The following is a 26,912-nucleotide window of genomic DNA, read 5'->3' on the forward strand; positions in this document are numbered from 1 at the left end:
GCTTCCTTCTTTATCATTTCAATTGACTTAATGTTGTTGATGCTCGGATTCATTCATGTGCATGGGTAACATCTCTGTTTTTCCTTGCTCAACTTGTTGCGGTTGCATAGTCGGTGCTGTTTTAAACGTTTGCTGTGTATAGTTCTGTTTATGACTTGGCATATATTCAGGATCATTACTGATTGCGAGATAAAAGAAAGACATAAAGATAAAACTTAAAACACACGCAATAATTAAGAGTTTCCATCCCCAACCTGACTGTTCAGGAGATAATTTTTTAGTTGAAGTACGCATAGTATGTTCCACAATAATAGAAGAATAGATTTCTTGCATAAATATGCATCACTGCTTGATCTCTTCTGTTAAAAGAGAAACTAAAAGCTTTATGCAAGAACCTCATAAAAATCGAATTAAAATTTCATACTGATTCGCGCCCAATAATTACGACCTGTATTATTAAACTGTTCATTACTAGCAAAACCAAAACCTGAACTACCTGCTTTATTTAAGTGCTCCGTATAGGTTTTATCTAAAACGTTATCAATACCCACAGCAAGATTCACATCTTTCATCATGTTATAAGAGGCATTTAAAGCCAGCGTTGCAAAACCCTTACTTTCATTCATGTCATAACCTACGATATTACCTTGGTTCAGGCTAATTCGATCTTGTTTTGCCACCACACGCCATAACATGCCTAACGTATATTTATCTTGCACATAACGAAGATTAAAACGACCTTCTAAAGGTGCAATTTGTGGTAAAGCTGTATGATCAGTCGTATTTTCACCCCAAGCATAGGCAGCACTCACATCTGCCTGAATCGCATCAGTAAATTGATAACCCACACCTGCTTCAGCTCCTGCAATGGTTGCATCTACATTTTTAGCGCCTGCACTAAAAGATGAACCATGATCATGTCCACCCATTCCTGCCATTGGATGATTGTGATAACTCATTAAAATGTAGTCATCAATCAAACCTGCATAGGCTGAAACCCAAGAATTTAAAGCACCATGTTGATGTTGATAACCCATATCAAGCTGCAAGGTTTTTTCAGTATTCAAATCATTAAATGCTGGTTTTGACATACCTGTATTGCCATGCGCAGTGCTAAACAATTCCCAATAATCAGGAACTCGCTCTACATAACCTAAACCGATATAGCTTTTTGCATCATGCTCAGGATGTTGGCTTTCTAAACGAATAAAACCACTTGGCAAAGTTTCAGAACGATCATCATTTAATTTCAATGCATCAATTTTGACTTGATCGACCCGCGCACCTGTAACCATTTTATAACGATCATTGAATGCATAGGTCATCTCACCAAATGCACCGTAGGATTGAAATTTCATGTTGGTTTGAAAAGGCGTATTCATGGATGGCATTGCATACATGATCATGTCACCACCATGTTTATTCATCTGTGAATCTACCCCAGTAATAAGACTGATTTTGTCCCATTCACTGGTCATAGCAAACCGTGTGTTTAAAGTACGGCGTGTGACTTGCATCGACATTTTATTTGGAACTTGCATGGTCATCCCATGCATTGTCATTTCAGTCAGTGGCGGTGTTCTTAAACTAAAGTTATCCATCACATGGTTGTTATAACTATAGTTCACTTGCCCTTCGACTTTCTTAATCACATCCGTCAGGTTTTTCTTTTCAAAACGTAAACCTAAACTTTCACGAGCAAATTGCGAACCATCCATATCACGACCAGCATATTCAGCTTCACCATCAGACTTCCCTGCTGTGAGCTCAACCCAAGTATCCTCATTCGGTGTCCAACCCAATGCAAGATCAGTATTCCAACGCTCCCAAGCAGATGGGACTTTATTCCCATCACCATCTTGATAACTATTAGACTCTGAACGATTGGCGTTCAAACGGATGTACTTCTTCTCATCACCCAAAGTAGCTTCGATGTTTTGATCCAAACGACCAAATGAACCAATTAATACACTGGCTTGACCTTGATAAGGCTTTTCTGCATTGAGCTCTGGTTTTTTTCTTTCAAAAATAACTGTAGCTGCTGAACCTGTATTGGCGTATTGAACTGTTTGTGGCCCTTTAATCACAGAAATTTCATCGTAACTTTCAGGCTGTATATAAGATGTAGGTGCATCCATACGTGCAGGACATGCACCTAAGCTTTCAGAACCATCTGCTAATACTTTAATACGTGAACCAAACATGCCCCGAAAAGTCACATCTCCATTGGTTCCACCATTTTTAATAGAACTAAAACCAGGAATACTTTGTAGATAATCCGCCCCATCTGTTGCAGGAATCGGCTGGATGGGTTGTTTCGGATCTGCGTGGATAATCAATCCATTGGCATCATTTGCAGTTTGAGCCGTTACGACTATAGGCGCTAAACTTTTCATCATATTTACAGATTCATCAGCAAATACTGCCCCCGAATAACAAGCAACACAAATCGCAGCCGACAAAGGCTGTAAAAAGAATTTTGGCTGAACCATGTTCATCTCTCTTAAATCATAAATAAAACTGTGCTGGAAACAGTGAAGCCCCAGAAAAAAGGTCTGATTTATGCAAAGATCGGTGGAGCTCGCCCTTGAGGGATTAAATAGAGGCGTTGTAGAACAAAATAAACATGTCTAAAAGCTTTTTGAAAAGCAATTAAACGCACTTGAATTTTGTCTAAAACTTCTTTGACTTCAAGCTCAGGTGGTAAAACTAAATTGCCATATACCGTACAATATTGACATTGATGGTTTAAGTCATGATGGTCATGACCTGAATGCGTTTGTGTCAAAGCTATTTTTTGGGAAGTATGCTGATCATGTGACTTATGATCATGATGGGAAGAATGTTGATGTTTTTCGTAGAAATTAGTTTGAACTAAAACTTGGGTAATAGTTTCACAGACCGGAGCAATCTGATACTGCTTCGGAAGTAAAGGCTGTAAAAAAACAGCAATCTGTAAAAACACTGCGGCAAAACCGAGCAGTAACCCACATCGTAGCAAAACGTTCATCTCAACATTTTTCAATATCCATTATAACAAAGCCCAATCAAAATTGAGCTCAATCATAAAATCAATTTGAATATTCAGAATAAAATTCAAATTAACGCTTTACCGTCACCTTTTCTTTTTGACGCTGACGTACAATTTTTTCCACTTTTTCGCGGGCACGTTGGCGTTTTAAAGGTGATAAATAATCAACAAATAACTTACCACTTAAGTGATCCATTTCATGTTGAATACATACAGCAAGAAGTTCGTCCGCTTCTAATTCAAAAGGTTGACCATCTAAACCAATTGCATTGATTTTGACACGTGACGGACGCTCAACTTTATCGTATATTTGAGGGACAGATAAACAGCCTTCTTCATAAGGTAGAGTATCTTCGGTTAGCGGAGTTACTTTGGGGTTAATGAATACCATTGGTTGATCTTTCGTTTCAGACAAATCCATAACGATAAGCTGAATATGTTGATCGACTTGTGTCGCTGCCAGACCAATCCCTGGTGCTTCATACATGGTTTCAAACATGTCTGCTGCAAGTTGGCGAATTTCATCCGTCACTTCATCGACAGGTTTTGCAATGGTACGCAAACGGGGATCAGGAAAACTTAAAATAGGTAATAAGGCCATACTGTATCCTCACTGGCTATGCCATTGATCTTAAAACTAAATGAAGAATATGCTTCATTAAAAAAATGTGTGTAATATGCGTATTATAACGCAAATGGACACATAATTTTAGGAATTATGATAATGAAAAAGGTTTTCAATGGCATAGTCAATTTTCGTGCCACGGGGTTTAAAAAGCAGGTTCTTGCCGTTGCATTGTGTCTAAGTGCCAGTGTTGCATATATAGATTCAACTGTTGCTGCCAGTCCAAATCAAAATCCACCCTCACTAAAAGCCAATGCACCTCAGGTTTATGTGGTTAAGCGTGGTGATACACTTTGGGATATTTCAGGAAAATTCCTAAGCAGTCCATGGCGTTGGAAAGAAATTTGGGCGAGCAATCCTCATGTTAAAAATCCACATTGGATTTATCCTGGTGATAAATTATTGATGTGTACCTTAGATGGTCGCCCACTGATTGGTGTCGATGAAGGTGATGGTTGTGACGGCATTATTCGTCGCCATCAAGGTGGAACATCTTTAAAACCTCAAGTTCGTGTTGAGTCTTTAAATAATTCAATTTCAGTGATTCCGTTACAACATATTAAGCAGTGGTTAGAACACAGCATCGTTGTTTCCCCTGAATCACTCACCAATATTCCATATATTTTGGGTGCAACGGATAATCGTGTGATTACAGGTGCAGGACAAACCGTATATGCACGGGGCAATGGATTGGTTGTCGGTCAACGATATGGGGTTTACCGTCAAGCCGATCCGTATATGTTTGTCGATGCTAAAGGCAAAAAATACAATGCTGGTTTAGAACTGGTTGAAGTTGCTTCTGCGCTTGCAGTTGCAGGTGAAAATGATATTGCGACTTTAGAACTCACTGACAGTTATAACGCTGAAGTTCGTCGTGGTGATTATGTTTTACCGCAATATGAAAATGACTTACCGAGTTTGTTCTACCCAACTACAACCAATGAAGTCACCAGTGGCGGTAAAGTGGTGCGCGTTCAAGGTTCAATTGGCACAGCAGCACAACACAGCGTAGTCACAGTTGACCGTGGTCGCTTACAAGGTACTAAACCTGGGCAAGTCTTTAGTGTGTATCAACAAGGCGAAGTAGTCCGCGATCCGAAGACCAAAGAAGCGATTAAATTACCAAATCAACAAATTGCGACACTGATGATTTTCAAAAGTTTTGATCAACTCAGTTATGCCTATGTCTTAGAAAGCGCATTACCTATTAAAGTCGGTGCTGAAATTCAACCACCTGCGATGTCAAATAACTAATGCAATCTTTTGTGTAGAATATTATGTTGAACTCGATATCTGATTTGCATCTTCAAACCATCAAATTATGGTATTTGGTTCAACATTCTCTTCCCACCTATCGAAAGCTTATCCACCATTTTTCTTCTATTGAAGAAGCAGTTCATCCCAAAAATTTAATGCGTTGGTCTGAGTTAAAAATTCATCAGACACATCTGCAACGAGTACACGACTTTTTAGCAGATAGCCAACATATTGCATTTGAACAATGTATCGAAAAAATAAAGCGTCATAGCGATTTTATTTTACTTGAATCCGAAGATGATTATCCGCAACAACTTTTACCTTATTCCGATCGACCACCGATTTTATTTGGTCAAGGTTCTTTTCAAAATTTAAGCCAACCGCAAGTTGCTATTGTCGGCAGTCGTAAACCAAGCCCACATGGCAAACAAGTCGCTTATGATTTTGCCTATTATTTAAGTGACAAAGGTTTTTTTATCACCAGTGGTTTGGCTCAAGGTATTGATGAAGCGGCACATTTGGGTGCACTCAAAAACCATCGTACAATTGCTGTCATTGGCACAGGTTTAGATCTTGTTTATCCCTCTCAAAATAGACAGCTCCAAGAACAAATTTTAAGTCATTCAGGCACAATCATTAGTGAGTTTTTACCTGAGACAAAACCCTTACAACAACATTTTCCACGACGAAATCGTATTGTCAGTGGCTTAAGCCTCGGCGTTCTAGTGGCTGAAGCTGCATTAAATAGTGGATCATTGATTACGGCGAAAGCAGCGGCAGATCAAGGTAAGATCACTTTTGCGATTCCAGGTCATATCTATAGTGAATTTCACCAAGGATGCCACCAACTGATTCGTGAGGGTGCTATTTTGGTTGATCATCCTGAGCAAATTATTGAAGATCTCGCTCTGCCCACACATTGGTATTACTCTAAAAAAGAGCATGAAAAAGAACAAGAGTACCCACAAAATTTAGCGGCTACCCCAATTCATATTCAACAGACGAAAACTGTTGATGCTCCAATATTACAATTAAATGCACAGCAACCTGATATTCCAGAACATCTGTTTAAGCTTTATCAGCAACTTGATTGGATTGGGCAAGACCTCGATTCTTTGGTCAGTAAACTCAATCTGAATATTGCAACCTTAACCAGTTATTTAATGGAACTCGAACTTTTAGGCTTATGCATTCAACAATCTGGCTTGTACTTACGTTGCCGTAATAGTTATTAAGGTTCACAATAGCTTTTTATAAACTGAAAAGGTGAATAACCGTGATTACAACCTCAGTTGCTGAAGCTGCCCAATGTTTAACTCAAGGCAAAGTGCTTGCCTACCCGACAGAAGCAGTATGGGGCTTAGGTTGCGACCCGTTCAATGAACAAGCTTTCTTAGAAATTTTGCGTTTAAAACAAAGACCCATAGAAAAAGGGGTGATTCTACTTGCAGGGCAAATCAGCCAAGTTGAACATTTACTTGAAAAAGTAGATGCTCAGATTAGCAAACAAATCATCAGTTCATGGACAGATCGCTCAAATACAGACAGAGCAACAACGTGGTTACTTCCTGCCGATGAGCATATTCCCACATGGATTAAAGGAAACCATCCTCAAGTTGCTGTTCGTGTGAGCAACCATCCTTTATGCACTGCGCTTTGTAATGCTTTTAATGGTTTTATTGTCTCTACCAGTGCAAATCCAGCGGGTTTAGCACCTGCTCGCTCGCTACAAAATGCCAGCCAGTATTTTGGTTCTGAAGTGAATTATTTAAATGGTGATTTGGGACACAATGAACAACCTAGTCAAATTATAGATGCGATAACTGGAAAAATGATTCGTGCATAGTATTCCGCAGAATCAAACCATTTTTCATGCATTTTATCACGCAAAAGATAATCGCCGAAAATGCTGAATCGTTAAATTTTAGACAAAAAAAACTCAGCCATATAAGATTGGCTGAGCATGAAAAAGGATGTGTTTAGTCACATCCAGAGGGTTTGTTAAATCTGATGTTGATGATATAAGTCAAGAAAATCTTAAATATCTACAATGCAAATATTATGCTACAAATCTATTTTCAATACAAATATGATATTTATCAAACAAATGACTCGCATAATCTAAATCCTTCATCATCTTTTAGCATCAATAAAATTAAGTACTTATATTTATTTTATAAATTATGAAAAAACCTTCACTCATATATATGATTATATGTAGTAAGGGAGCAGCCAACCTCAGATTAAATGATAAAAAAATATTTTATTTGTTTAATTTTCACTCAATACTGAGATTTTAATACATACTTTTAATTCATTATTGACTCAATGAAGCAGGTTTTAATTTCTTTTGTGCCAATACAATGCCCGATAAAATGATCACACCGCCAATAGTATGGTAGATCGTCCATGCTTCTTTTAACCAAAAATAAGCAATAATGGCAGTAAATACAGGCATCAAATTCATAAAAATACTGGTTCGATTCGGTCCAATATATTGCACTGCCATCATCCAAAGCAAAGGTGCCACAAGAGATGGAAATGCGCCTGCATAAAATACACTTGCGGCATTTTCAGGTGTAATCGGATCTAAGCCAAACCATAGAATAAAAGGTAAATGGTAGACCAGTGTAAAACCAATTTGAATGTACAAACTAATCAGTAAAGGGATTTGCAACTGCCATTTCTTTAAAAACACTCCATAAAAGGCATAAAAGAACACTGCAAAAACCATAACAATATCGCCCCAATGCCCACCCAGTTGAAGTAGACTCGCAAAATTGCCTTGCGCCATCACATAAAGCAGACCGATGAACGATAAAAGACTACCAATGACTGCAAATCGATTGGGGATTTCTTTTAAAATCGCCATAGAAACAAAAATGGTAAAAACGGGGATAAAGGCATTAATAATGCCCATATTGGTCGCAGTGGTATAATGTGATGCTGAGTATGCAAGCCCTTGATAGAGCACCATTCCAAAAGCACTTAAAACAGCAAATTGAGTAAAATGCTGACGAATCAGATGGCGTTGTTTCCAAACTTTCACAAACATGAAAGGCGTTAAAATAATAAAAGCGACAAACCAACGATAAAAACTAATACTCACAGGTGAAATATAATCTGCAACATAGCGTGTCACAGCAATATTCATTGACCAAATCAGTACTGCAATCACGGGTAAGCAAAATGCCCACCATTGAGCTTGCGCCTTTATATTCATTTCCAATCTGACTCTATGTTGAATGAAGTCTATTTTTAATGAAGTCTGAATTAATTGATATATTGTAATTCAGACATTCATATTGAAATTAAGACATCTCATCTGAAGAAAATAAAATCCATGATTTCATTGAATGACGGACAATTTGATTTAATTCCTCTCTACCTAAACCATCTCTTGCTTGTAAGGTTAGACCTTGAATAACGGTGCTGTAAAAATCAGTCATTTCAAGTAAATTACTCTCTTTTGAAAGATCACCCTCAGCCACTCCTTGGGTTAATCGCTCAAAAATTTTCTGCTTGGTTTTTTGCCGTTTTAACAATAATTCATTTTGTATATCATGATTCTGTTCTGAACAATTCATGGTAGCGACAACCAACATGCACCCTGTCGGCTTATGTTCTTGTACTAATTTTTTTACATTTTCATATAGATATAATTCGATTGCGACTTTTGCAGTTTTTGCTTCTTGAAAAATCCGCTCAATCGGACAAGCCTCATGCTCTAGATAATATTCTAAGCAACGATGAAATAATTGTGATTTGTCACCAAAGCTACTGTAAAGACTCGGTGCTGTAATTTTTAATGCGTATGTTAAATCACTAATCGAGGTTGCTTCATAACCATACTCCCAAAACAAGAGCATTGCTTTTTGTAATGCTTCTTGTTCATCAAAGCACTTCGGTCGACCACGCTTACGCTTAGCTTCCACATTCGGTAGAACCAAGGTTGCTGTATCTTTTAAATCTGTCATAAACTTCGCACATTTTTTATAACAATCGTTATTAAATTAATTGACATCACATTTCAAATCAAATATTTTATTTTTATAACGATCACTATTTAATTATTTATTTAAAAATAAGTAGTCAATATCCTGATCTTTAGACTTTGATGTGCTCATTTTAATTATAGCTTTAAACGTTTCACTTATCAGAGCTCTAACTTTCAGAAATCCAATGATCTCAATATAAATTTGTACAAATCGACCAAGGAATTATCCCCATGGCTCAAAATACGACATCTTCAATATCTGGAACGCCCAGCGAAGTAAAGCCTCCAATAACCCAAGGCAGTTGGTATGCTTTACTCACAGTCGCAGTCACAGCTTTTGCACTAGTTACCAGTGAATTTCTTCCTATTGGTGTCTTAAACAGTATTGCAACCGACTTAGATGTATCCGTTGGAACGGCTGGATTAGTGATTACCTTACCTGGAATTATGGCAGCCTTAGCAGCTCCATTATTACCTGTTTGGGTAAAACTGCTCGACCGTAGATATTTACTGATTGGCTTAACGGCAATTATGGTGATTGCCAATATCATGACGGCGCTATCCACTACATTTGAATTGTTACTTTTTAGTCGTTTCTTTTTAGGTATTGCGATTGGTGGCTTTTGGGCAACTGCAATTGCATTAAGTGGGCGATTAGCACCTGCACACTTACCCATTGCGAAAGCTACCGCTGTGGTAATGGCTGGGGTTACTTTAGCGACTGTACTGGGTGTTCCGATTGGAACATGGTTAAGTGAGTTTTTAGGATGGCGTTCAGCTTTTCTACTCACAGCAGCAATTGGTGCGGTGGTTTTCTTTTTAGAGATTATATTTTTACCGCAACTTAAACCCAGTTCAGCGATTCATTTTCGTGATTTGCCTGCTTTATTACGTGAAAGCAAAGCACGTAAAGGTCTCATCATTATCCTACTGATTGGTTTAGCACATTTTTCTTCATTTAGTTATCTCGCACCCTTCTTTAAAAATGTTGCAGGATTCGATGGAGCAACGATTAGCTCGCTACTATTACTTTATGGAATTGCAGGTATTTTCGGTAATGCTTTTGCTGGATATAGCAGTAATTTAAACGTACGTTATACCTTTGCATTCATTGGATTATGTTTTGCAATCGTATTCTTCAGTTTCCCAATTTTCGCCGTCTATGAAATTGGTGCTTTTGCCTTAACGGCACTCTGGGGTTTTGCATTCGGTGCATTCCCAACCACAGCCAATATTTGGATGTTTGTACATGCACCTGAGTCGGTCGAAAAAGGTATGCCTTTATTCGTTGGCTTCTTTCAAATCATGATTGCAACGGGTTCATTATTTGGGGGCTATATCATCGATCACTTTAATGCCAATACCTTGTTATATAGTGTGGTTGGCTTTATTATTTTAGCGATAGTTTCAATTTTCACATGGTCTCGTGGTTTGAATAATCCGAAAATAGAATGTGAAGCTTAAACTTTTAATCAATGTATAAATGAGACTTCTTGTATAAACATCCATAGCGCCTTTATTTTATCTGTAAAGAATAAAGGAAAAGATGGATGCAAGAAGTTCTTTTTTTTCGCTACTTAACCTCTAATTTCAATACAAGATATGCTCATACCATTAGTGCTCAAAGAAACAATTGAGATTGAAGAATTTCATTACCAAAAGAATGATATTGTGACGCCACATAGTTGTTTATGGGGAGACTTCAATTTTAGCTTTAATGGCGTACTTGAGTTTTCAATCAATCAGAAGGTCTTTTTATCTCCGCCCAGTTATGGCTTTTGGATTCCCCCACAAACTGAGCATTGTTCAGTCGCTGTGGATGAGCAAATCACCCACTACATTTGTATTCGAATTCATCCTCAACTTTGCAATACATTTGCGTCTGAATGTAAAACCTTGAGCATTACCCCTTTCTTTCGACATACCGTCACGGAATTATTACACCAAAAAAAATTAGGCTATCCATCTATAGAATATCAGCAACATCTTCTGCAAATTTTATTGGATCAACTACAGTTCGCACCTTGTTATGATCAATATTTACCACAAACCAAACACCCTATTTTAGAGCCCATTTTAAAACAGCTTGCCGAACCACGATTGTTCAATAAAAGCCTTCAACAAATTTTTGCGCAATTTGATTTAAGCGAACGACATATTTTGCGACTAAGCCAACAAGAACTACACATCTCAATTTCTGAATGGCGTAATCGCGCTAAAATTATTTATGCAACATCACAACTTCAAAAAGGCTTAAGTATCAAGCGTATTGGCTATGAATTAGGCTATCAACACAGTTCAAGTTTTATTGAGTTTTTTAAACGTTACACAGGACAAACCCCGTCTCAAATGCGTGAAATCTGATTTACAAAATTCGTGATATTTACCACTATTTTTTCATAATTCATAAGCTTATCTACAAAAATACTATAGAAGCCTGCATCATAAATGTGCAATTTTATGCACATGCTCAATTTAAAGCATTCGCTATTGAAATAATTGTTTTGAATTTGAATAAATAGAATCAGGTTCATCAAGCAAATTTTGAACAAATAAGGATCAAAAAATGAAAAAACTATTACTTGCTTCACTCTGTATGGCAACTGTCGCTTTAACTGCTTGTGATAAAAAACCTCACGATGCTGCTGCCCCTGCATCTGGCTCATCATCTACATCACAACCTGCTGCAACTTCATTTAGCACAGGTAAAGCTGCTGATATTAAAAGTGATTTAATGCTGATTCAAAACATGTCTACAACCAAAGCAAAAGAAGCTTTAACCTTCCAATCTGAAGTGACTCAAGCTGCTCAAAAAGGCGATAAAGCTGCACTTCAAGGCATTGTTGGAAAAATGAAAACGTATGTAGACAGCTTTAATGCAGATTTAGATGCGTTGTCATTAAAAAGCTCTGAAGTTGATAGCGTTCGTAAAAAAATGAAAGAATCAAACAACCTTGGTGTTGAACTTTCAGAAGCAGGTCTTTCTAGCACACCTGATATGAACAAAATTACTGAATTACAGAAGAAAGCAACTGAGTTACAACAAAGCTTGTTAACAGATATGCAAAATCTTCAAAACACAGCGAATACTGCAAAATAATCGTGTTATGAATGCAAAAAGCAGATCAATTGATCTGCTTTTTTTACGCCATTTGTTTAAGTCTTAACAATAAGTACTTGTTGTCATTTTAGTTTCCCGTTAAAACAATAGTATCAGCTCTATAAATTACGCTTGTTAAGGAACACTGCATGACTTCTGTATATAACATTCCAGTCAAAACGATCAAAGGTGAAGAAATCACACTCAATCAATATCAGGGTAAAGTTCTGTTATTGGTGAATGTAGCTTCAAAATGTGGTTTAACACCACAGTACGAAGGCTTAGAAAAACTGTATCAAGCTGAAAAAGATAAGGGTTTAGAAATTTTAGGCTTTCCTGCAAATAACTTTTTAGCACAAGAGCCAGGTACTGAAGACGAAATTCAAGAATTCTGTTCTTTAACTTATGATGTTCACTTCCCTTTATTTGCCAAAATTTCGGTTGCTGGCGAAGATAAGCACCCACTTTATCAAACCTTGACTCAAGCGATTCCTGAACGTATTGGTGAAGGTCCTTGGTGGAAAGATCTCGTTGATTACGGCTTAACCCCAAATCCAAAACCTGAAGTGTTATGGAACTTTGAAAAATTCTTAATTGGTAAAAATGGTGAAGTTGTGGCTCGTTTTGCGCCAGATATTACGGCAGATGATCCACGTATTGTGGATGCTATTCATGCTGAGTTGGCAAAATAAGCACATAAAATAAATAAGATAACGAATTAAACTGGAGTGCAAGAATGCACTCCTTTCTTATTTGAGCCCTTTTAATCTGTTGTAACTTTGCAACAATTCGATATTTCTCCACATTTCACACTTATATTAAAAGAACCTGCAACATATTCTATTTGGAAGATAATGAAAAAGCTTCTACAGGGTGCATTGCTCCCTTTTGTAATCTTTACTTCTGGTGTTTTACTCATCGGTTGTGATCAACAACCACGTCAAGACAATACCGAGCAAACCAATACAGCAGATTCAGATACAGAACAAAATGATCAAATAGATGCAAAAAATGCCGATCAGGTAGAAAGTCGTCAAGATCAATCAAATGATAACAATTCCAATCACTCAGATACTGAATCCACTTATACACAAGCTGATTTAAAAAGTGGCAATATGTTCTACATCGCTCGTGATGTCGCCAATATGCAAATGAAAACAGGTGATATTGTTGAAAAACTGCAACAAACGCAAACGGATTTACAACAAGCAATTGAAGTTAAAGATCAGCAACAACTACAACAAACCGCGACTGCTTTAAGCCGTCAATTACGTAATTTCAATGAAACGCTGACCTCTTTAGATCTAAAAAGTCAGGAAATAGATTCCATTCGCCAACAAGTCATTCAAGCCAATAAGCAAGTTTTGAATTCCTCTTTCCTGAATGGTCAAATTGATATCAGTAAAGTTGATTTTAATAAAATTGAAAAGCAAATGAATAACATCCAAACGGATATGCTGAAACTAGCGGCAATGTTAATACCTGCGGGTGATTCATCTTCTCATTCTCAAGATGAAAAATAAACTTAGTAAAAACTAAACAACTTGAATTGATCAATTCGATATTTTTTCTGATGTGGATATGAATGAATAATTTGTTTATATCCCGTTTGATTTCGAATGATATTCGTTAAATAAAACTGCCCATTTATCAGTTTAAAGTCATTTTCGACATAAGCGGGATTGCCTTGTCCATAGCTCAGTAAAAGCTTAAAACCATTTGGAGTCGGCAATAAATCTTCGATATAGACATAATCCATCTCACTCAATAACTGATGGTTGAGATTTATTTTCCAACTATGACCCTCTGAAATTACAGTCACAAACTGATAATCATGATTATGAACATCAGTGTATAGACATTGCTCACTTTGCAATTGATTCGCAACATCTAGAATAAGAATATAATCCTTTTGATGATCTTGATTTAGATGCAAAGCCAATTTATTCATCAGCCTATAACGTTCAGACAACCCTAGATTAGGTAAAATTTCCTTAAATGTTTCTATTGCTGTATGACATTGAGGATTATAGGTCGCATGGATTTGAGCAATATTCTGCTGTGGTGTTGCATATCCCATTAAGGGTATACATAAACTCAGGGCAAAAAAATATTGATGCATAAGCAATACTCATTAAAGAAGTTTTGCTGTATTGCATTGCGAATCTAAGCCCAATGCCCTTTTTGTATCTTGTTTAAAACGCGAGTGGGCAAACTTATAATCCGCCGATAAAAAGAGCGTGAGTCGTGTTCTATTTGTATCTACACTTTCAACCAAGGTTTTAGATAAATATGCACCTCCTTCCGTTCGAGCGAATAATGTTCCCATAGCCAATTGCTCATCCAACTTATTATCAGTGAATACAAAATCATCTTCACCTGTAAACGCAATGCATTGCCCATAGGCTTGACGGAGATTTTTAAATGCATCTTTATAGTTAATATCTAATTCAGTTGATAGACCATTGTCCACTGAAGTTGCAACTAAAGCCGCTTCGGTTGGCTGATTTGGCTTTGAGACATATTGGTTTTGACACGCGCTGAGCAAAAATATGGCTGAAAAACAAAGTATGAGCACTTTTAAATTCAATTGAAGCATCCTTATTTTTATAAAATTTAATCATTTTTAGAGTTGAATTCAAATTGTAGCAAACTAATCCTCATGTTTTAATGCTATAGGCGACTTTCATTACTTAAATTAAATCAGAATCTATGCAACTCATTATTTTTACAGGTGTTCAAGCTTCAGGTAAGTCGACATTTTATAAGCACTATTTCTATGATACGCATCTGCGCATCAACCTAGATATGTTGAAAACTCGGCATCGTGAAAATATTTTGTTTGAGGCGGCATTACGCTCTAAAACTCAAATGGTGATTGATAATACCAACATGACGATTCATGACCGTGAACGCTATATGCAACGAGCAAAAGATGCTGATTTTGATGTGATTTCTTTTTATTTTGAAACCAATTTAGAAAGTACTTTACACCGCAATGCACAACGTGAAGGCAAAGCCAATATTCCTGAACAAGGCGTGAAAGCCACTTTCTACAAATTGCAAAAGCCAACATCTGCGGAAGGTTTTGATGCCCTGTTTAAAGTCAAACTGATTGAAAACGATGGTTTTTCTATCCTACCTGTAAATGACTAAAAGCAACCTATGGTTTATTGAGTAGAGCGCCAAACTTTAAAAGTCGTTTGAATTTGTCGTTCAATGTCTATTGAAACTTTTCTTGATTCTAGCGTAGAGAAATCCCCACGATAGGTTTCTTTGATAATTAAATTTATCAATTCTTCAATGATAACCCGACCATTTTTTTGGTAGTGCTGTATTTCATCAATTGTTAACACAATATCCCAACATGACACCACTGAACTCATATCGACTGCGATACTTAAATAATAGTTGGAATCATCTTGATAAAGTTCCCAAAAGTGAGGCTGTTGTTCTATAAGATTCATGAATTATTTTACCTAATTTTCTAAAAGCTTAGCTCAAAATAAATCATAGGAAAATTCAACTTTAGATATAAGAAGTATGAAACTCATTAACCATTTATATTTCAAAGAATCTTATAATCTTTATTTTGCTTTTAACTTTATGGCTCAAAATACTATTTCATCATCCATAAAAAAACCACCCTTACGGGTGGTTCTTCAATCTCGAACTGCGTCTTATTGAGCGCGGTTTTTGATTTTGCGGATCGTGTCCAACTGAGCAGCAGTTTCTGCAAGAGCAGCCAAAGCAGCAGCAGTGTCCAAATCGCTCTTTTGATTCGCAAGCAAAGTTTCAGCGTGTTTACGCGCTTCAAGAATTGCAGCTTCATCTAAGTTGTCAGCACGAACTGCAGTATCTGCAAGAATCGTAACAACATGCGGTTGAACTTCTAAAACACCACCAGATACATAGATTAACTCTTCTGTACCGTTTTCAAGCAGAACGCGAATTGCACCCGGCTTCAGCAAAGTTACAAGCGGAGCATGGCCAGGCATAATACCCAACTCACCGCCGGCACCTTTCGCAATTAACATCGTTACAGCGCCAGAGTACAAAGACTCTTTCACACTTACAACATCACACTGCATAGTCGCCATGAGAATCTCCTAAATTAGAGTTGCTAATTAAAGTTTCTCAGCTTTAGCGATAACTTCGTCAATACCACCAACCATATAGAACGCTTGTTCTGGAATGTGGTCGTATTCACCAGCTAAAAGACCTTTAAAGCCACGAATCGTTTCTTTAAGAGATACTAATTTACCAGGCGCGCCAGTAAATACTTCAGCTACGTGGAATGGTTGAGAGAAGAAACGTTGGATTTTACGCGCACGGTAAACAACCAATTTATCTTCTTCAGCCAATTCATCCATACCCAAGATTGCGATGATGTCTTTAAGCTCTTTATAACGTTGCAAAATGTTCTGTACAGAACGTGCAATTTCATAATGCTCAGCACCAACAACCAATGGATCTAGCTGACGTGAAGTTGAATCGAGTGGATCGATCGCTGGATAAATACCAGAAGATGCGATATCACGGCTTAATACTACAGTTGCATCTAAGTGAGCGAATGTAGTTGCAGGCGATGGATCTGTTAAGTCATCGGCAGGTACATAAACCGCTTGGATCGAAGTGATCGAACCAGACTTAGTTGATGTAATACGCTCTTGAAGAAGACCCATTTCCTCTGCAAGTGTAGGCTGATAACCTACTGCAGATGGCATACGACCTAGAAGTGCAGACACTTCGGTACCAGCCAATGTGTAACGGTAAATGTTGTCAACGAACAACAATACGTCACGGCCTTTACCGTTTTCGTCTTTCTCATCACGGAAATATTCAGCCATAGTAAGACCAGTCAACGCTACGCGTAAACGGTTACCCGGTGGCTCATTCATCTGACCGTAGACCATCGCTACTTTGTCTAGAACGTTAGAATCTTTCATTTCGTGATAGAAGTCATTACCTTCACGAGTACGCTCACCAACACCAGCAAACACAGATAAACCTGAGTGAGCTTTCGCGATGTTATTGATCAATTCCATCATGTTTACAGTTTTACCAACACCGGCACCACCGAACAGACCAACTTTACCACCTTTAGCAAACGGGCAAAGTAAGTCGATGACTTTAATACCCGTTTCTAAAAGATCAGTAGAAGCAGCTTGTTCTGCATATGAAGGCGGTTGACGGTGAATTGGCAAACGTACTTCAGTTGCAACTGGACCAGCTTCGTCGATTGGGCGTCCTAAAACGTCCATGATACGACCTAAACATGCTGTACCTACAGGTACAGAAATTGGTGCTTCAGTATTCGTAACTGTTAAACCGCGCTTAAGACCTTCAGTAGATCCCATTGCGATAGTACGAACTACGCCATCACCAAGCTGTTGCTGAACTTCTAAAGTAGTTTCAGTACCAACAACTTGCAGAGCGTCATAGATCTTAGGAACGCTATTACGTTCAAACTCGACGTCGATAACCGCGCCGATGATCTGAATGATACGACCGCTATTCATTGCTGTCTCCTCAATTCAAAATAATGTTAAACGGCAGCGGCACCACCAACGATCTCAGAAATTTCCTGAGTAATCGCGGCTTGACGCAGCTTGTTATAAATGAGTTGTAGGCTCTTAATGATATCGCCTGCATTGTCTGTCGCTGCTTTCATAGCGACCATACGTGCAGACTGCTCACATGCGATGTTTTCAATCACACCCTGATACACCACAGACTCGATATAGCGAACCAATAAGCCATTTAAAAGCTCTTCAGCTTCTGGCTCATATAAGTAATCCCAACCATATGAACGGTTTAGATTCTCGCCTTCTTCAGCAGCAGCTAAAGGCACGAGTTGTTCGATTTTTTGATTTTGAGTCATGGCATTAACAAAGCCGTTTGATACCAAATAAATGCGATCTAACTCGCCTTTATCATAAGCATCCAACATCACCTGTACAGAACCAGATAACTGCTCAAGACTTGGAGAATCACCGACATTCGTCGTTGCACCAAGTACTTTACCGCCGTAGTTTTTAAAAAACGAAACCGCTTTTTGACCAATTAAAGCAAATTGAACTTCAATTGACTGCTCTTGTTGCTGTTGTACGTGTTTCACAGTTTTCTTGAACAAGTTAATGTTCAAACCACCTGCCAAACCACGATCTGAAGAAACAATGATATAGCCAACGCGTTTTACTGGGCGTTCAACCATATAACGGTGTTTATATTCAGGATTCGCTTGTACCAAATGAGCAATTACACGGTGCATATTTTCGGCATACGGACGGCCTTGAGCCATGCGCTCTTGCGCACGACGCATCTTAGACGCTGCTACCATTTGCATCGCGCGAGTAATCTTTTGCGTGCTCTTGATACTAGCGACTTTGGCGCGAATTTCTTTTAAATTTGCCATACGCTTAACCTAGTATTCGAAGGCTCTTTCAAGCCTCCGAAGGTTGATCCGTGAACCAAACTTAACTAAATCGAACTTAGTAAGTTTGAGTCGCTTTAAAGCTCTCAATACCGGCTTTGAATGCAGCTTCGATGTCTTTAGTATAGTTACCAGTTTCATCGATATTTTGCATTAACGCAGCATTTTCTGCACGGAAGTAAGAAATTAACGCAGCATCAAAGTCTACGATTTTCTTCACTTCAACGTCAGCCATATAGCCTTCGTTAGATGCATAAATAGAAACAGCTTGGTCAGCAATTGAATATGGAGCATATTGTTTTTGCTTCATTAATTCAGTTACACGTTGACCATGTTCTAATTGCTTACGTGTTGCTTCATCAAGATCAGAAGCGAACTGAGCAAATGCAGCCAATTCACGATATTGCGCCAAAGCGGTACGGATACCACCAGACAATTTTTTGATGATCTTAGTCTGCGCAGAACCACCAACACGAGATACAGAGATACCCGCGTTCACAGCAGGACGAATACCTGCGTTGAATAATGATGTTTCAAGGAAGATCTGACCATCTGTAATCGAAATTACGTTTGTTGGTACAAATGCAGATACGTCACCCGCTTGAGTTTCAATAATCGGCAATGCAGTTAATGAACCAGTTTGGCCTTTAACTTCACCGTTAGTGAATTTCTCAACGTAGTCAGCAGATACACGAGAAGCACGTTCAAGTAGACGCGAGTGAAGATAGAACACGTCCCCTGGATACGCTTCACGACCTGGTGGACGGCGTAAAAGCAATGAAATTTGACGATACGCAACTGCTTGTTTAGACAAGTCATCATAAATGATTAACGCATCTTCACCGCGGTCACGGTAGTATTCGCCCATTGTACAGCCAGAATACGGAGCCAAATACAACATTGCTGCTGGATCTGATGCACCTGCTGCGACAACAGTTGTATACGCCATAGCGCCAGTTTCTTCGAGCTTGCGTACAACGTTAGCAATAGTCGATTGTTTTTGACCAATAGCTACGTATACACATTTAATGCCAGAATGTTTCTGAGCGATGATCGCATCGATCGCCATTGCTGTTTTACCAGTTTGACGGTCACCAATGATCAACTCACGTTGGCCACGACCTACAGGGATCATTGTATCTACTGATTTATAACCAGTTTGTACAGGTTGATCCACTGATTGACGCCAAATTACACCTGGTGCTACTTTTTCAACAGCATCAGTTAATTTTGCATCAATTGGGCCTTTACCATCAATTGGGTTACCCAAAGCATCTACTACACGGCCTAAAAGTTCTGGACCAACCGGAACTTCTAATACACGACCTGTGCAACGAGCTTTTTGACCTTCTTGAAGAGTCAAGTAGTTACCTAAAACAACGACGCCCACTGAATCCTGTTCTAGGTTCAGTGCCATACCAAATAAGCCGCCGTCGAATTCGATCATTTCACCGTACATTGCATCAGCAAGGCCGTGAATACGCACAATACCGTCGGAAACCATAACAATGGTCCCTTCGTTCTTAGCGGTCGCGCTGGTGTCCAGATCGCCGATACGCTGTTTAATGAGCGCACTGATCTCGGATGGATTCAGTTGTTGCATTGCGCTATACCTCAATCTTTTATTAGTTCAGTCTTCTTTATAAGCAATTAAGCAAGAAGACGAGTCCGCATCTTTTCAAGCTTGCTAAGCGCAGAATCATCTATCACTTGGTCGCCTGCACGAATAACTACACCAGCGATTAATGCTGGATTCACTTCCACAGTTACTTTCACAGAACTGTTGAAACGTTTTTCCAACGCATGCGCAAGTTTCTGTTCTTGAACTGAGTCAAGTGGAAATGCAGATTCAATAATGACATCTACAGTATTGTTATTCTGTGATTTGAGCTGTTCATATTCCGCTTCAATCTCAGGTAACAAAGCCAAACGGCCATTATCTGCAAGAAGTGTCAAAAAGTTTGACACTGCAGCAGAAGGTTGTTCACCTAAAATTTTCGCAAAAACACCAACTTGCTCAACAGGAGTAAGTTCAGGGCGATTCAAATAAGCTGAAAATGCTTCGTCTTGCACTGCTGCACTAAGCACTTGCAATGCATTAGACCAATCGTCTGTTGCATTCTGCTCAGTTGCATAAGCAAATGCCGCTTTCGCATACGGGCGTGCCAACGTCAAGAGTTCAGCCATATTTGCCTCTCTTAAAGTTTAGCAGCCAGCTGATTAAGCATGGCATTGTGAGCTTCAGCATCAACTTGTTGGTTCAGAATTTTTTCTGCACCAGTCACCGCCAAAGCAGCAACTTGTTGACGTAATTCTTCACGAGCAGTATTGATGTCTTGATCAACAGCTTCTTTCGCTTGTTGACGAATACGCTCACCTTCAGCAGATGCTTGAGTACGCGCTTCTTCGACCAATTGTGCACCGCGACGGTTCGCTTGTTCAATCAAGAGAGCCGCTTGCGCTTTTGCTGCATCAATTTCTTGCTTAACTTGTGCTTGCGCATCAGCAAGATCAGCTTTCGCTTTTTCAGCAGCATTTAAGCCATCAGCGATACGACGCTGACGCTCACTAATCGCATTGATTAGTGGTGGCCATACAAACTTCATACAAAATGCGACAAAAATCGCAAATGAAATCGCTTGACCAATCAATGTGAGGTTAATATTCATTGCTATTCCTCAATAGTTTAATTTAGGAATTAAGCTGATTAACCTACAAATGGATTAGCGAAGATGAAGAACAAGCCAATACCAACACCGATCATAGGCACAGCATCTAAAAGACCTGCGATTAAGAACATACGAGTTTGAAGTTGTGGAGCCAATTCTGGTTGACGTGCAACAGCTTCAAGAAAGCGACCGCCCAAAAGACCAAAACCAATCGCAGTACCTAAAGCACCAAAAGCGATCAAAATAGCAGCTGCAATTGCAACAAGACCAAGACCTAGTTCCATGATAATTCCTCAGAGGTTAGGTTTATACCAAATTAAGTTAAAAAAACTGTACCTAACCACCCGTTGATAGTTAGGTAATACCATTAATGCTTTTCGCTTGCCATGCTTAAATAAACGATGGTGAGCATCATAAAAATAAACGCTTGGAGGGTGATAATCAAAATATGGAAAATCGCCCAAGGCACAGACAACGCCCACTGGATCCAGAACGGTAATAACGCGATTAAGATGAAGATTAACTCACCCGCATACATGTTACCGAAAAGTCGTAGAGCCAATGAAATTGGACGTGCAAGGAAAGTTACCAATTCCAAAAGCAAGTTAAATGGAATTAAAAGTGCTTTAGCGATTGGATTCTTAGGATTGAATGGATTAAGTGCCAATTCACCTACAAACCCACTCACACCTTTTTCACGAATACTGTAGAAAATAATGAGAGCGAATACAGATAATGACATACCTAAAGTAACGTTAGGATCTGTAGTAGGTACAATTTTGAAATACACACTATGCGGATCCATTCCAAACACATTACTACCAATAAGCGTAGCAAGATGAGGAATAAAGTCTACAGGCACTAAATCCATTAAGTTCATGAGGAAAATCCACACGAAAATGGTCAATGCTAATGGTGCAATCAAACGTGACTTTCCGTGGAAAGTATCACGAACACTTGAGTCTACAAACTCAATCATCATTTCAATTGCAGACTGGAACTTGGTAGGAACACCAGCATTTGCAGCTTTCGCTACACTCCAGAACAGCAAACAGAAAATCAGACCTAATCCGATAGACCAACCCATTGAATCCAAGTGAATTGCAGTGAACCCCATCTGATGAGCTTCAGCACCACTTTCAGCCAATTTCCAAGTACCATCTGGCATCTTGCCATAGGTCATATTGGTCAAGTGATGCTTGATATACTCGGTCGAAGTAAGGGCATGTTCTTCAGCAGCCATAAATCACACCTGGTCAATGTCAAGAAACTAATAGAGTGAGCGAACATCGCGTGCTGCTTGATATCTCGCTCATCTCCAAAAAAACTTTTCAATTTCTGCTTCTTTTAAACTTGTTTTTGTAGACGTGATACCAAAAAAGGTGCGACCCACGTCATCGCTTGAACAAGGATAAAACCACAAAACAATGCTGCCGGATATAACGGCTTTACATTGCCTAAAATTAAAATGAAACCAACAATCATAATTGCAAATTTGCCCATCATGCCTCTATACATGTTCGCAAGAACTTGTTTAGAAGCGCGTGCACCTGCAGCTCGAAACGACTGCCAAGAAAAATAACAACTGGCAAGCCAACATATAAATGCACCTAATGCTGCACTTAAAGCCGCAGTCGAGTCTTTCAAGACCCACGCTATTAAAGCTGAAACAGGAATCATAAATGCTTGTAAATAGACCAAAGCTTTTGCTAATCGTCGGTCTATCATGCGACTAGTTCGGCTCATTTTTTATCCACTCACAGCATAAATGCTTGACAAGTTTAGCTGATGATCGTTTTTAATCGCAGGCATTATAGAGTTACACCCCTGAACATGCAATCTTTTCCCGACCTTAGTCGAGATTATTTAAGCTTTGTGTTGCTTTTGATATGTACAATTGTTGCTTATTTTTTGCATCATTTTCGTGCACTAAGTACACAAGCTTGTGTTTCTTTCGCCAAAGATTGCCATGCAACCACAAAATCTTGTTGATTGGCTAAAGTTTCATCAACAGAATAAAATGCAATATCACCCAATTTACGGTACTGACTTGGGCTTGCACTTGCCTCTGCCAATAGGCACATTTTTGAATATGGGCGTGAGTCATTCAGGTATTTTATCTGACTAACGGTTGGCGCAATGTGTGGATCATCCGTTAAAGCACCTGAAAATTTCAAATTGAGTGGGCGTTCTAAATATTGATAAGCATCATGAAATGCCCAATATGGTTTTGACGCCCCTACCCCATTGAATTTTTGTGAAGCTAATAGCATTTCTTGAGCAAATTTTTTCGCATTGTCCCAATACATTACTTTATTTTCAGGATGTTGCTGTGAACGCAATGCTGCAATAAAGAAACCAATCCGTACTGCATTGTTCGGATCTAACCAGACATGCGTATCAATGGTATCTTTTAATGCCACACCGCGTGTACTTCTTAGAGGTAAGGCTTGAATGATGCCTGAATTAAGAATGGAAATAGCTTTGGGATTATCACCCAACACTTTTTCCAATGGTGCTTCATGCTCTTTCCCCACCCAAATCACCAAAGACGCTTCTTGAATGATTTTACGATGTGCTGGCGTTAACTGTACGTCATGCCCTGTCTGATGTTCTAACAATAACTCTGGTTCTTCTATACCTTGAGTAATCTTTTTAGCAATCAAATAAATAGGATGTGTTGAAACCACAAGCGGAGCCTGAGCCCAACCTATACTTGCAAAGAGTAAACACAGACAAAATGCGAAAAAGCGAGACATGGGGACAGCATACCAAAACATAATGTATGTTATAGTATAACAGAAGTTAAAAAATACCTATGCCATTCGTAAGAATGATCTGGCTTCATGGTAAGATTTACCGTTGTTTTTCCACTCAAGTCTTCCAGAGGTCTGCTATGAGCTTATGTTCACACGAGCATCATGATACTTTACACGGTGTACATGACCATCAGAATGTTGAAGCTCGCCTTTCTGAAGCAGAAACTTTATGTGCAACTTCTGGCGCACGACTTACGCCTTTGCGTAAAGAAGTTTTAGAACTGATTTTAACTGCGACTGGACCTGTCGGTGCTTATGATCTTTTGGCAAAATTAAAAGGTTCTTCTGAACGCCCTGCTGCCCCACCTACGGTATATCGCACTTTAGATTTTTTATTGGAAAAAGGTTTTATTCATCGCCTCACCTCTATTAATGCTTACATTCCTTGCTGTCACCCACGCGAAGGACATCAAGCGGCATTTCTGATTTGTACGCAATGTCATACTGTTAAAGAAGCATCTGCGAAAGGTTTGATTCAAGAACTTGATCAGTTGGCTGAATCTGATCACTTTAAGGCTCATCACAGTATCATCGAAATTTCAGGAATGTGTCAGCAGTGCTCAAACAAGGCTTAAATCATCCACTGATTGCTCTAGAGCAAGTCAATGTTCGCATTGATGATCGGGATATTCTTAAAAGTGTCGATTTTTCATTACAAGAAAAAGAAATCGTCACACTTATTGGTCCAAATGGTGCAGGTAAATCAACCCTCATTAAAGTCTTACTCGGAATTGTAAAACCCAATTCAGGCAAAGTACTGAATGATAAAAAATTAAAACTGGCTTATGTACCACAAAAATTTAATCCCTCACACAGTCTGCCTTTACGTGTTAAAGATCTGTTAAGTCTGGAAAAATGCGATAAAACCATTAAAGCTGAAATCATTCGTGATACAGGCATTAGCAAATTACAAGATTCGAAAGTACAGCAACTTTCAGGTGGTGAAAGACAACGGGTTTTATTGGCGCGTGCTTTATTACGCCAACCTAATTTATTGGTTCTTGATGAACCTATGCAAGGTTTAGATATTCAATCTGAAGCTGAACTGTATGACTATGTTCGTAGCTTACCTGATCGTTATGGATGTTCTATTCTGATTGTATCGCATGATTTACAATGGGTTATGCAAGGTACGCAACGCGTGGTTTGTCTCAATAAACATATTTGCTGTAGTGGTTTACCTGAAAATATTCAGCAACATCCTGAGTATCAGGCATTATTTGGTACAAATCGTGCCTTTTATCAGCATCATCATGATCATTGTGCTCATGGTGATTCAGCGACTGCTTGCCAACACGACCCTCGCCCACATATTCACCCTGAACCGGAAGCTTAATCCATGATGGAATGGTTAGAACTGCTATTACCTGCATGGATTATGGGAACATTATTGGTGTTCCTGACCGCACCCTTAGGTTGTTTAATGTTATGGCGTCGGATGTCTTTTTTTGCAGACACGATGGCACATGGAACATTATTAGGCGTTGCGCTGGCTGCTGTTCTTACACTTCCGCTTTGGGTCGGTGTGACCTTTACCGCAATTTTATTGGTTGCTGTACTTTGGGTTTTACATGACCCACGCTTACCCAATGATGCTTTGTTGGCACTCTGTTCTGCGACCTTATTATGTTCTGGTTTATTACTGATTCAGCATTTACCCGCATTAAGACCTGAACTATTAAGCTATTTATTTGGTGATTTGCTCACCATTGAATGGCGCGATTTGCCTATATTTGCAAGCGTGATTCTTGTTGCACTCGTTATTTTATATAGACACTGGCAAGCACAGATTCAAATTGCAATTGACCCAGATATTGCCATCAGTGAAGGTGTCAGTGCGAAGTGGCAACGTCTGATTTTCATGTTACTTTTGGCTTTATTCACTGTTTTAGCATTACGTGCTGTTGGTTCTTTATTGATGGGCGCTTTACTGGTCATCCCCGCCCTTTCAGCACGATTACTTTCACATTCACCTAAGCAAATGGTACTTGTTGCATTTATTATTGCTCAAATTGGAATTACAGTCGGCTTATGGTCAAGCGCTGCTTTGAACATTTCAACAGGTTTGAGCATTGTGCTATGTATGGCCATTATTTTTGCTGTGATTTTTAGTGTGCAAAAAGTGAAAAAGTTGGTTTAATTTTTTCACTGTTAAATTTCAACAGAATAATAGCCCAAGATAATTCATAAGATTTATTGTTTATTGATGCACCAAACTCAATAACCCTGCTGCGCAACTAAACAGAACAGCAAAAGTTCGATTCATATATTTTTGTTGTTTCGGAGATTTTAAAAGTCTTAATACTTTTGCTGCCAAACCTGTATATCCAGCCATAACAATCAAATCAATAGTAATCATGGTGATTGCCATAATCACATATTGAATCCATTGTGGCTTAGACAAATCTAAAAATTGTGGCAAAACAGCCAATAGAAAGACAATCGCTTTTGGATTACTGATATTCACAATAAAACCATGCAAAATCAGCTTAGGAATCGACTTGGTGGGTTGTTCTTTTTCAATATCGATAGATTGAGCAGAAGCTGTCCATTGCATAAAAGCAAGATACAGCAGATATAAAATCCCAAACCATTTCACCACTAAAAAAGCCCAAGGTGTGGTGGCAAATAACACCCCTACCCCTGCAGCTACAACCGCAATTTGTACCAATAAAGCAAGTTGCAGACCGAATGCATTCCAATAACCACGACGGAAACCATAGTTTAGACCACTCGACATTGAAGCAATTGCACCTGCACCAGGTGAAATGCTAATCACCCAACAAGCCAGCATATAAGCCAACCAAACTTGATAAGACATAAAGATAAGAAAGCGATGTTGTACAAGAAAAATCCATTATATGCTTTTTATTACGTTATTTTTCGATTAATTTAAGCATTAAAATCTAGATAAATAAGCTATTCAATTCGCTTTACATCATGCACTATAAACATACTTAGGATAGATAATAATTGAG

32 protein-coding genes are annotated in these 26,912 nt (G+C 38.7%); 12 read left to right on the plus strand and 20 right to left on the minus strand.

Translation table 11 applies throughout. From position 1 onward, the window contains the following. Window positions 1–27 precede the first annotated feature (27 nt). From B9T35_RS02010 to def, 4 genes are all read right to left on the minus strand, one after another. A complete protein-coding gene (locus tag B9T35_RS02010; protein ID WP_228147063.1) occupies window positions 28–333 on the minus strand; it encodes a hypothetical protein in 306 nt (101 codons plus the stop codon). Between the two features lie 77 nt (window positions 334–410). Next, window positions 411–2,492, minus strand: coding sequence for a TonB-dependent copper receptor (locus B9T35_RS02015; protein WP_086189449.1), 2,082 nt, complete (start codon window positions 2,490–2,492; stop codon window positions 411–413). Between the two features lie 68 nt (window positions 2,493–2,560). After that, the gene (locus tag B9T35_RS02020; protein ID WP_086189450.1) at window positions 2,561–3,010 is read right to left on the minus strand and encodes a DUF2946 family protein; all 450 of its coding nucleotides are present in this window, start codon (window positions 3,008–3,010) and stop codon (window positions 2,561–2,563) included. Window positions 3,011–3,101: 91 nt separating this feature from the next. Further along, window positions 3,102–3,632 carry a peptide deformylase gene (gene def / locus B9T35_RS02025; protein WP_086189451.1) on the minus strand — a complete coding sequence of 177 codons (531 nt, stop codon included), beginning with the start codon at window positions 3,630–3,632 and terminating at the stop codon, window positions 3,102–3,104. A 123-nt stretch (window positions 3,633–3,755) separates the two neighbouring features. On the opposite strand from def, the gene B9T35_RS02030 reads away from it, so the two are divergent. From B9T35_RS02030 to B9T35_RS02040, 3 genes are read left to right on the plus strand one after another with little or no spacing between them, the layout of a single operon-like run. Continuing rightward, entirely contained in the window at window positions 3,756–4,910 is a 1,155-nt protein-coding gene (locus tag B9T35_RS02030) for a LysM peptidoglycan-binding domain-containing protein (RefSeq protein WP_086189452.1), read from the plus strand. 23 nt (window positions 4,911–4,933) lie between these two features. Further along, window positions 4,934–6,148, plus strand: a complete 1,215-nt coding sequence (gene dprA / locus B9T35_RS02035; protein ID WP_086189453.1) for a DNA-processing protein DprA — start codon at window positions 4,934–4,936, stop codon at window positions 6,146–6,148. A gap of 41 nt (window positions 6,149–6,189) precedes the next feature. Further along, window positions 6,190–6,759, plus strand: coding sequence for an L-threonylcarbamoyladenylate synthase (locus tag B9T35_RS02040; RefSeq protein WP_086189454.1), 570 nt, complete (start codon window positions 6,190–6,192; stop codon window positions 6,757–6,759). 471 nt (window positions 6,760–7,230) lie between these two features. Here the strand turns inward: B9T35_RS02040 and B9T35_RS02045 are convergent, their stop codons facing one another. Both B9T35_RS02045 and B9T35_RS02050 read right to left on the minus strand, forming a co-directional pair. Then, on the minus strand, window positions 7,231–8,136 hold the full coding sequence (locus tag B9T35_RS02045) for a DMT family transporter (protein WP_086189455.1): 906 nt from the start codon (window positions 8,134–8,136) through the stop codon (window positions 7,231–7,233). A gap of 88 nt (window positions 8,137–8,224) precedes the next feature. Then, the gene (locus B9T35_RS02050) at window positions 8,225–8,890 is read right to left on the minus strand and encodes a TetR/AcrR family transcriptional regulator (protein WP_086189456.1); all 666 of its coding nucleotides are present in this window, start codon (window positions 8,888–8,890) and stop codon (window positions 8,225–8,227) included. Between the two features lie 230 nt (window positions 8,891–9,120). Between B9T35_RS02050 and B9T35_RS02055 the strand changes: the two genes are divergently transcribed. The 5 genes from B9T35_RS02055 to B9T35_RS02075 all read left to right on the plus strand — a co-directional run bounded on the left by B9T35_RS02055 (window position 9,121) and on the right by B9T35_RS02075 (window position 13,533). After that, window positions 9,121–10,374, plus strand: a complete 1,254-nt coding sequence (locus B9T35_RS02055) for an MFS transporter (RefSeq protein WP_086189457.1) — start codon at window positions 9,121–9,123, stop codon at window positions 10,372–10,374. A gap of 138 nt (window positions 10,375–10,512) precedes the next feature. Continuing rightward, window positions 10,513–11,274, plus strand: coding sequence for an AraC family transcriptional regulator (locus B9T35_RS02060; RefSeq protein WP_086189458.1), 762 nt, complete (start codon window positions 10,513–10,515; stop codon window positions 11,272–11,274). A 202-nt stretch (window positions 11,275–11,476) separates the two neighbouring features. After that, entirely contained in the window at window positions 11,477–12,010 is a 534-nt protein-coding gene (locus B9T35_RS02065; protein ID WP_086189459.1) for a hypothetical protein, read from the plus strand. A gap of 149 nt (window positions 12,011–12,159) precedes the next feature. Continuing rightward, window positions 12,160–12,702, plus strand: coding sequence for a glutathione peroxidase (locus tag B9T35_RS02070; protein WP_086189460.1), 543 nt, complete (start codon window positions 12,160–12,162; stop codon window positions 12,700–12,702). 162 nt (window positions 12,703–12,864) lie between these two features. Then, the gene (locus tag B9T35_RS02075; protein WP_086189461.1) at window positions 12,865–13,533 is read left to right on the plus strand and encodes a hypothetical protein; all 669 of its coding nucleotides are present in this window, start codon (window positions 12,865–12,867) and stop codon (window positions 13,531–13,533) included. A 2-nt stretch (window positions 13,534–13,535) separates the two neighbouring features. Here B9T35_RS02075 and B9T35_RS02080 read toward each other — a convergent pair whose 3' ends face one another. After that, entirely contained in the window at window positions 13,536–14,132 is a 597-nt protein-coding gene (locus tag B9T35_RS02080; protein WP_086189462.1) for a hypothetical protein, read from the minus strand. A 12-nt stretch (window positions 14,133–14,144) separates the two neighbouring features. Further along, complete coding sequence (locus tag B9T35_RS02085) at window positions 14,145–14,600, minus strand: hypothetical protein (RefSeq protein WP_416202412.1); 456 nt, start codon at window positions 14,598–14,600, stop codon at window positions 14,145–14,147. 122 nt (window positions 14,601–14,722) lie between these two features. On the opposite strand from B9T35_RS02085, the gene B9T35_RS02090 reads away from it, so the two are divergent. Continuing rightward, on the plus strand, window positions 14,723–15,166 hold the full coding sequence (locus tag B9T35_RS02090) for an ATP-binding protein (RefSeq protein ID WP_086189464.1): 444 nt from the start codon (window positions 14,723–14,725) through the stop codon (window positions 15,164–15,166). 14 nt (window positions 15,167–15,180) lie between these two features. Here the strand turns inward: B9T35_RS02090 and B9T35_RS02095 are convergent, their stop codons facing one another. The 11 genes from B9T35_RS02095 to B9T35_RS02145 all read right to left on the minus strand — a co-directional run bounded on the left by B9T35_RS02095 (window position 15,181) and on the right by B9T35_RS02145 (window position 23,874). Beyond that, window positions 15,181–15,477 (minus strand): hypothetical protein, encoded by a 297-nt coding sequence (locus B9T35_RS02095; RefSeq protein ID WP_086189465.1) that lies wholly within the window; start codon window positions 15,475–15,477, stop codon window positions 15,181–15,183. 213 nt (window positions 15,478–15,690) lie between these two features. After that, a complete protein-coding gene (locus B9T35_RS02100) occupies window positions 15,691–16,110 on the minus strand; it encodes a F0F1 ATP synthase subunit epsilon (RefSeq protein WP_086189466.1) in 420 nt (139 codons plus the stop codon). Window positions 16,111–16,137: 27 nt separating this feature from the next. Further along, the gene (atpD, locus tag B9T35_RS02105) at window positions 16,138–17,532 is read right to left on the minus strand and encodes a F0F1 ATP synthase subunit beta (RefSeq protein WP_086189467.1); all 1,395 of its coding nucleotides are present in this window, start codon (window positions 17,530–17,532) and stop codon (window positions 16,138–16,140) included. Between the two features lie 26 nt (window positions 17,533–17,558). Then, window positions 17,559–18,428 carry a F0F1 ATP synthase subunit gamma gene (gene atpG / locus B9T35_RS02110; RefSeq protein WP_086189468.1) on the minus strand — a complete coding sequence of 290 codons (870 nt, stop codon included), beginning with the start codon at window positions 18,426–18,428 and terminating at the stop codon, window positions 17,559–17,561. A gap of 76 nt (window positions 18,429–18,504) precedes the next feature. Then, a complete protein-coding gene (gene atpA / locus B9T35_RS02115; RefSeq protein WP_086189469.1) occupies window positions 18,505–20,049 on the minus strand; it encodes a F0F1 ATP synthase subunit alpha in 1,545 nt (514 codons plus the stop codon). Window positions 20,050–20,096: 47 nt separating this feature from the next. Then, window positions 20,097–20,633: a F0F1 ATP synthase subunit delta gene (locus B9T35_RS02120; protein ID WP_086189470.1), complete on the minus strand. Its 537-nt coding sequence runs from the start codon at window positions 20,631–20,633 to the stop codon at window positions 20,097–20,099. Between the two features lie 11 nt (window positions 20,634–20,644). Continuing rightward, window positions 20,645–21,115 (minus strand): F0F1 ATP synthase subunit B, encoded by a 471-nt coding sequence (locus B9T35_RS02125; protein ID WP_086189471.1) that lies wholly within the window; start codon window positions 21,113–21,115, stop codon window positions 20,645–20,647. 38 nt (window positions 21,116–21,153) lie between these two features. Then, the gene (atpE, locus tag B9T35_RS02130; protein WP_016654735.1) at window positions 21,154–21,399 is read right to left on the minus strand and encodes a F0F1 ATP synthase subunit C; all 246 of its coding nucleotides are present in this window, start codon (window positions 21,397–21,399) and stop codon (window positions 21,154–21,156) included. Window positions 21,400–21,482: 83 nt separating this feature from the next. Then, window positions 21,483–22,358, minus strand: coding sequence for a F0F1 ATP synthase subunit A (gene atpB, locus B9T35_RS02135; RefSeq protein ID WP_086189472.1), 876 nt, complete (start codon window positions 22,356–22,358; stop codon window positions 21,483–21,485). A 104-nt stretch (window positions 22,359–22,462) separates the two neighbouring features. Further along, entirely contained in the window at window positions 22,463–22,861 is a 399-nt protein-coding gene (locus B9T35_RS02140; protein ID WP_086189473.1) for an ATP synthase subunit I, read from the minus strand. 170 nt (window positions 22,862–23,031) lie between these two features. Then, window positions 23,032–23,874: a metal ABC transporter solute-binding protein, Zn/Mn family gene (locus B9T35_RS02145; RefSeq protein ID WP_086189474.1), complete on the minus strand. Its 843-nt coding sequence runs from the start codon at window positions 23,872–23,874 to the stop codon at window positions 23,032–23,034. A 137-nt stretch (window positions 23,875–24,011) separates the two neighbouring features. On the opposite strand from B9T35_RS02145, the gene B9T35_RS02150 reads away from it, so the two are divergent. Genes B9T35_RS02150 through znuB form a run of 3 tightly spaced genes read left to right on the plus strand, consistent with a single transcriptional unit; the run spans window position 24,012 to window position 26,074 of the window. Next, window positions 24,012–24,509, plus strand: a complete 498-nt coding sequence (locus B9T35_RS02150; protein ID WP_086189475.1) for a transcriptional repressor — start codon at window positions 24,012–24,014, stop codon at window positions 24,507–24,509. Further along, window positions 24,482–25,270, plus strand: a complete 789-nt coding sequence (znuC, locus tag B9T35_RS02155) for a zinc ABC transporter ATP-binding protein ZnuC (RefSeq protein ID WP_086189476.1) — start codon at window positions 24,482–24,484, stop codon at window positions 25,268–25,270. The genes B9T35_RS02150 and znuC overlap by 28 nt, the downstream gene beginning before the upstream one ends. Before the next feature lie 3 nt (window positions 25,271–25,273). After that, entirely contained in the window at window positions 25,274–26,074 is an 801-nt protein-coding gene (gene znuB, locus B9T35_RS02160) for a zinc ABC transporter permease subunit ZnuB (RefSeq protein ID WP_086189477.1), read from the plus strand. A 60-nt stretch (window positions 26,075–26,134) separates the two neighbouring features. Here the strand turns inward: znuB and B9T35_RS02165 are convergent, their stop codons facing one another. Beyond that, on the minus strand, window positions 26,135–26,755 hold the full coding sequence (locus B9T35_RS02165; RefSeq protein WP_086189478.1) for a LysE family transporter: 621 nt from the start codon (window positions 26,753–26,755) through the stop codon (window positions 26,135–26,137). Between the last annotated feature and the right edge of the window lie 157 nt (window positions 26,756–26,912).

It is taken from the genome of Acinetobacter sp. ANC 3832 (assembly GCF_002135415.1).
Classification (GTDB): Bacteria; Pseudomonadota; Gammaproteobacteria; order Pseudomonadales; family Moraxellaceae; genus Acinetobacter.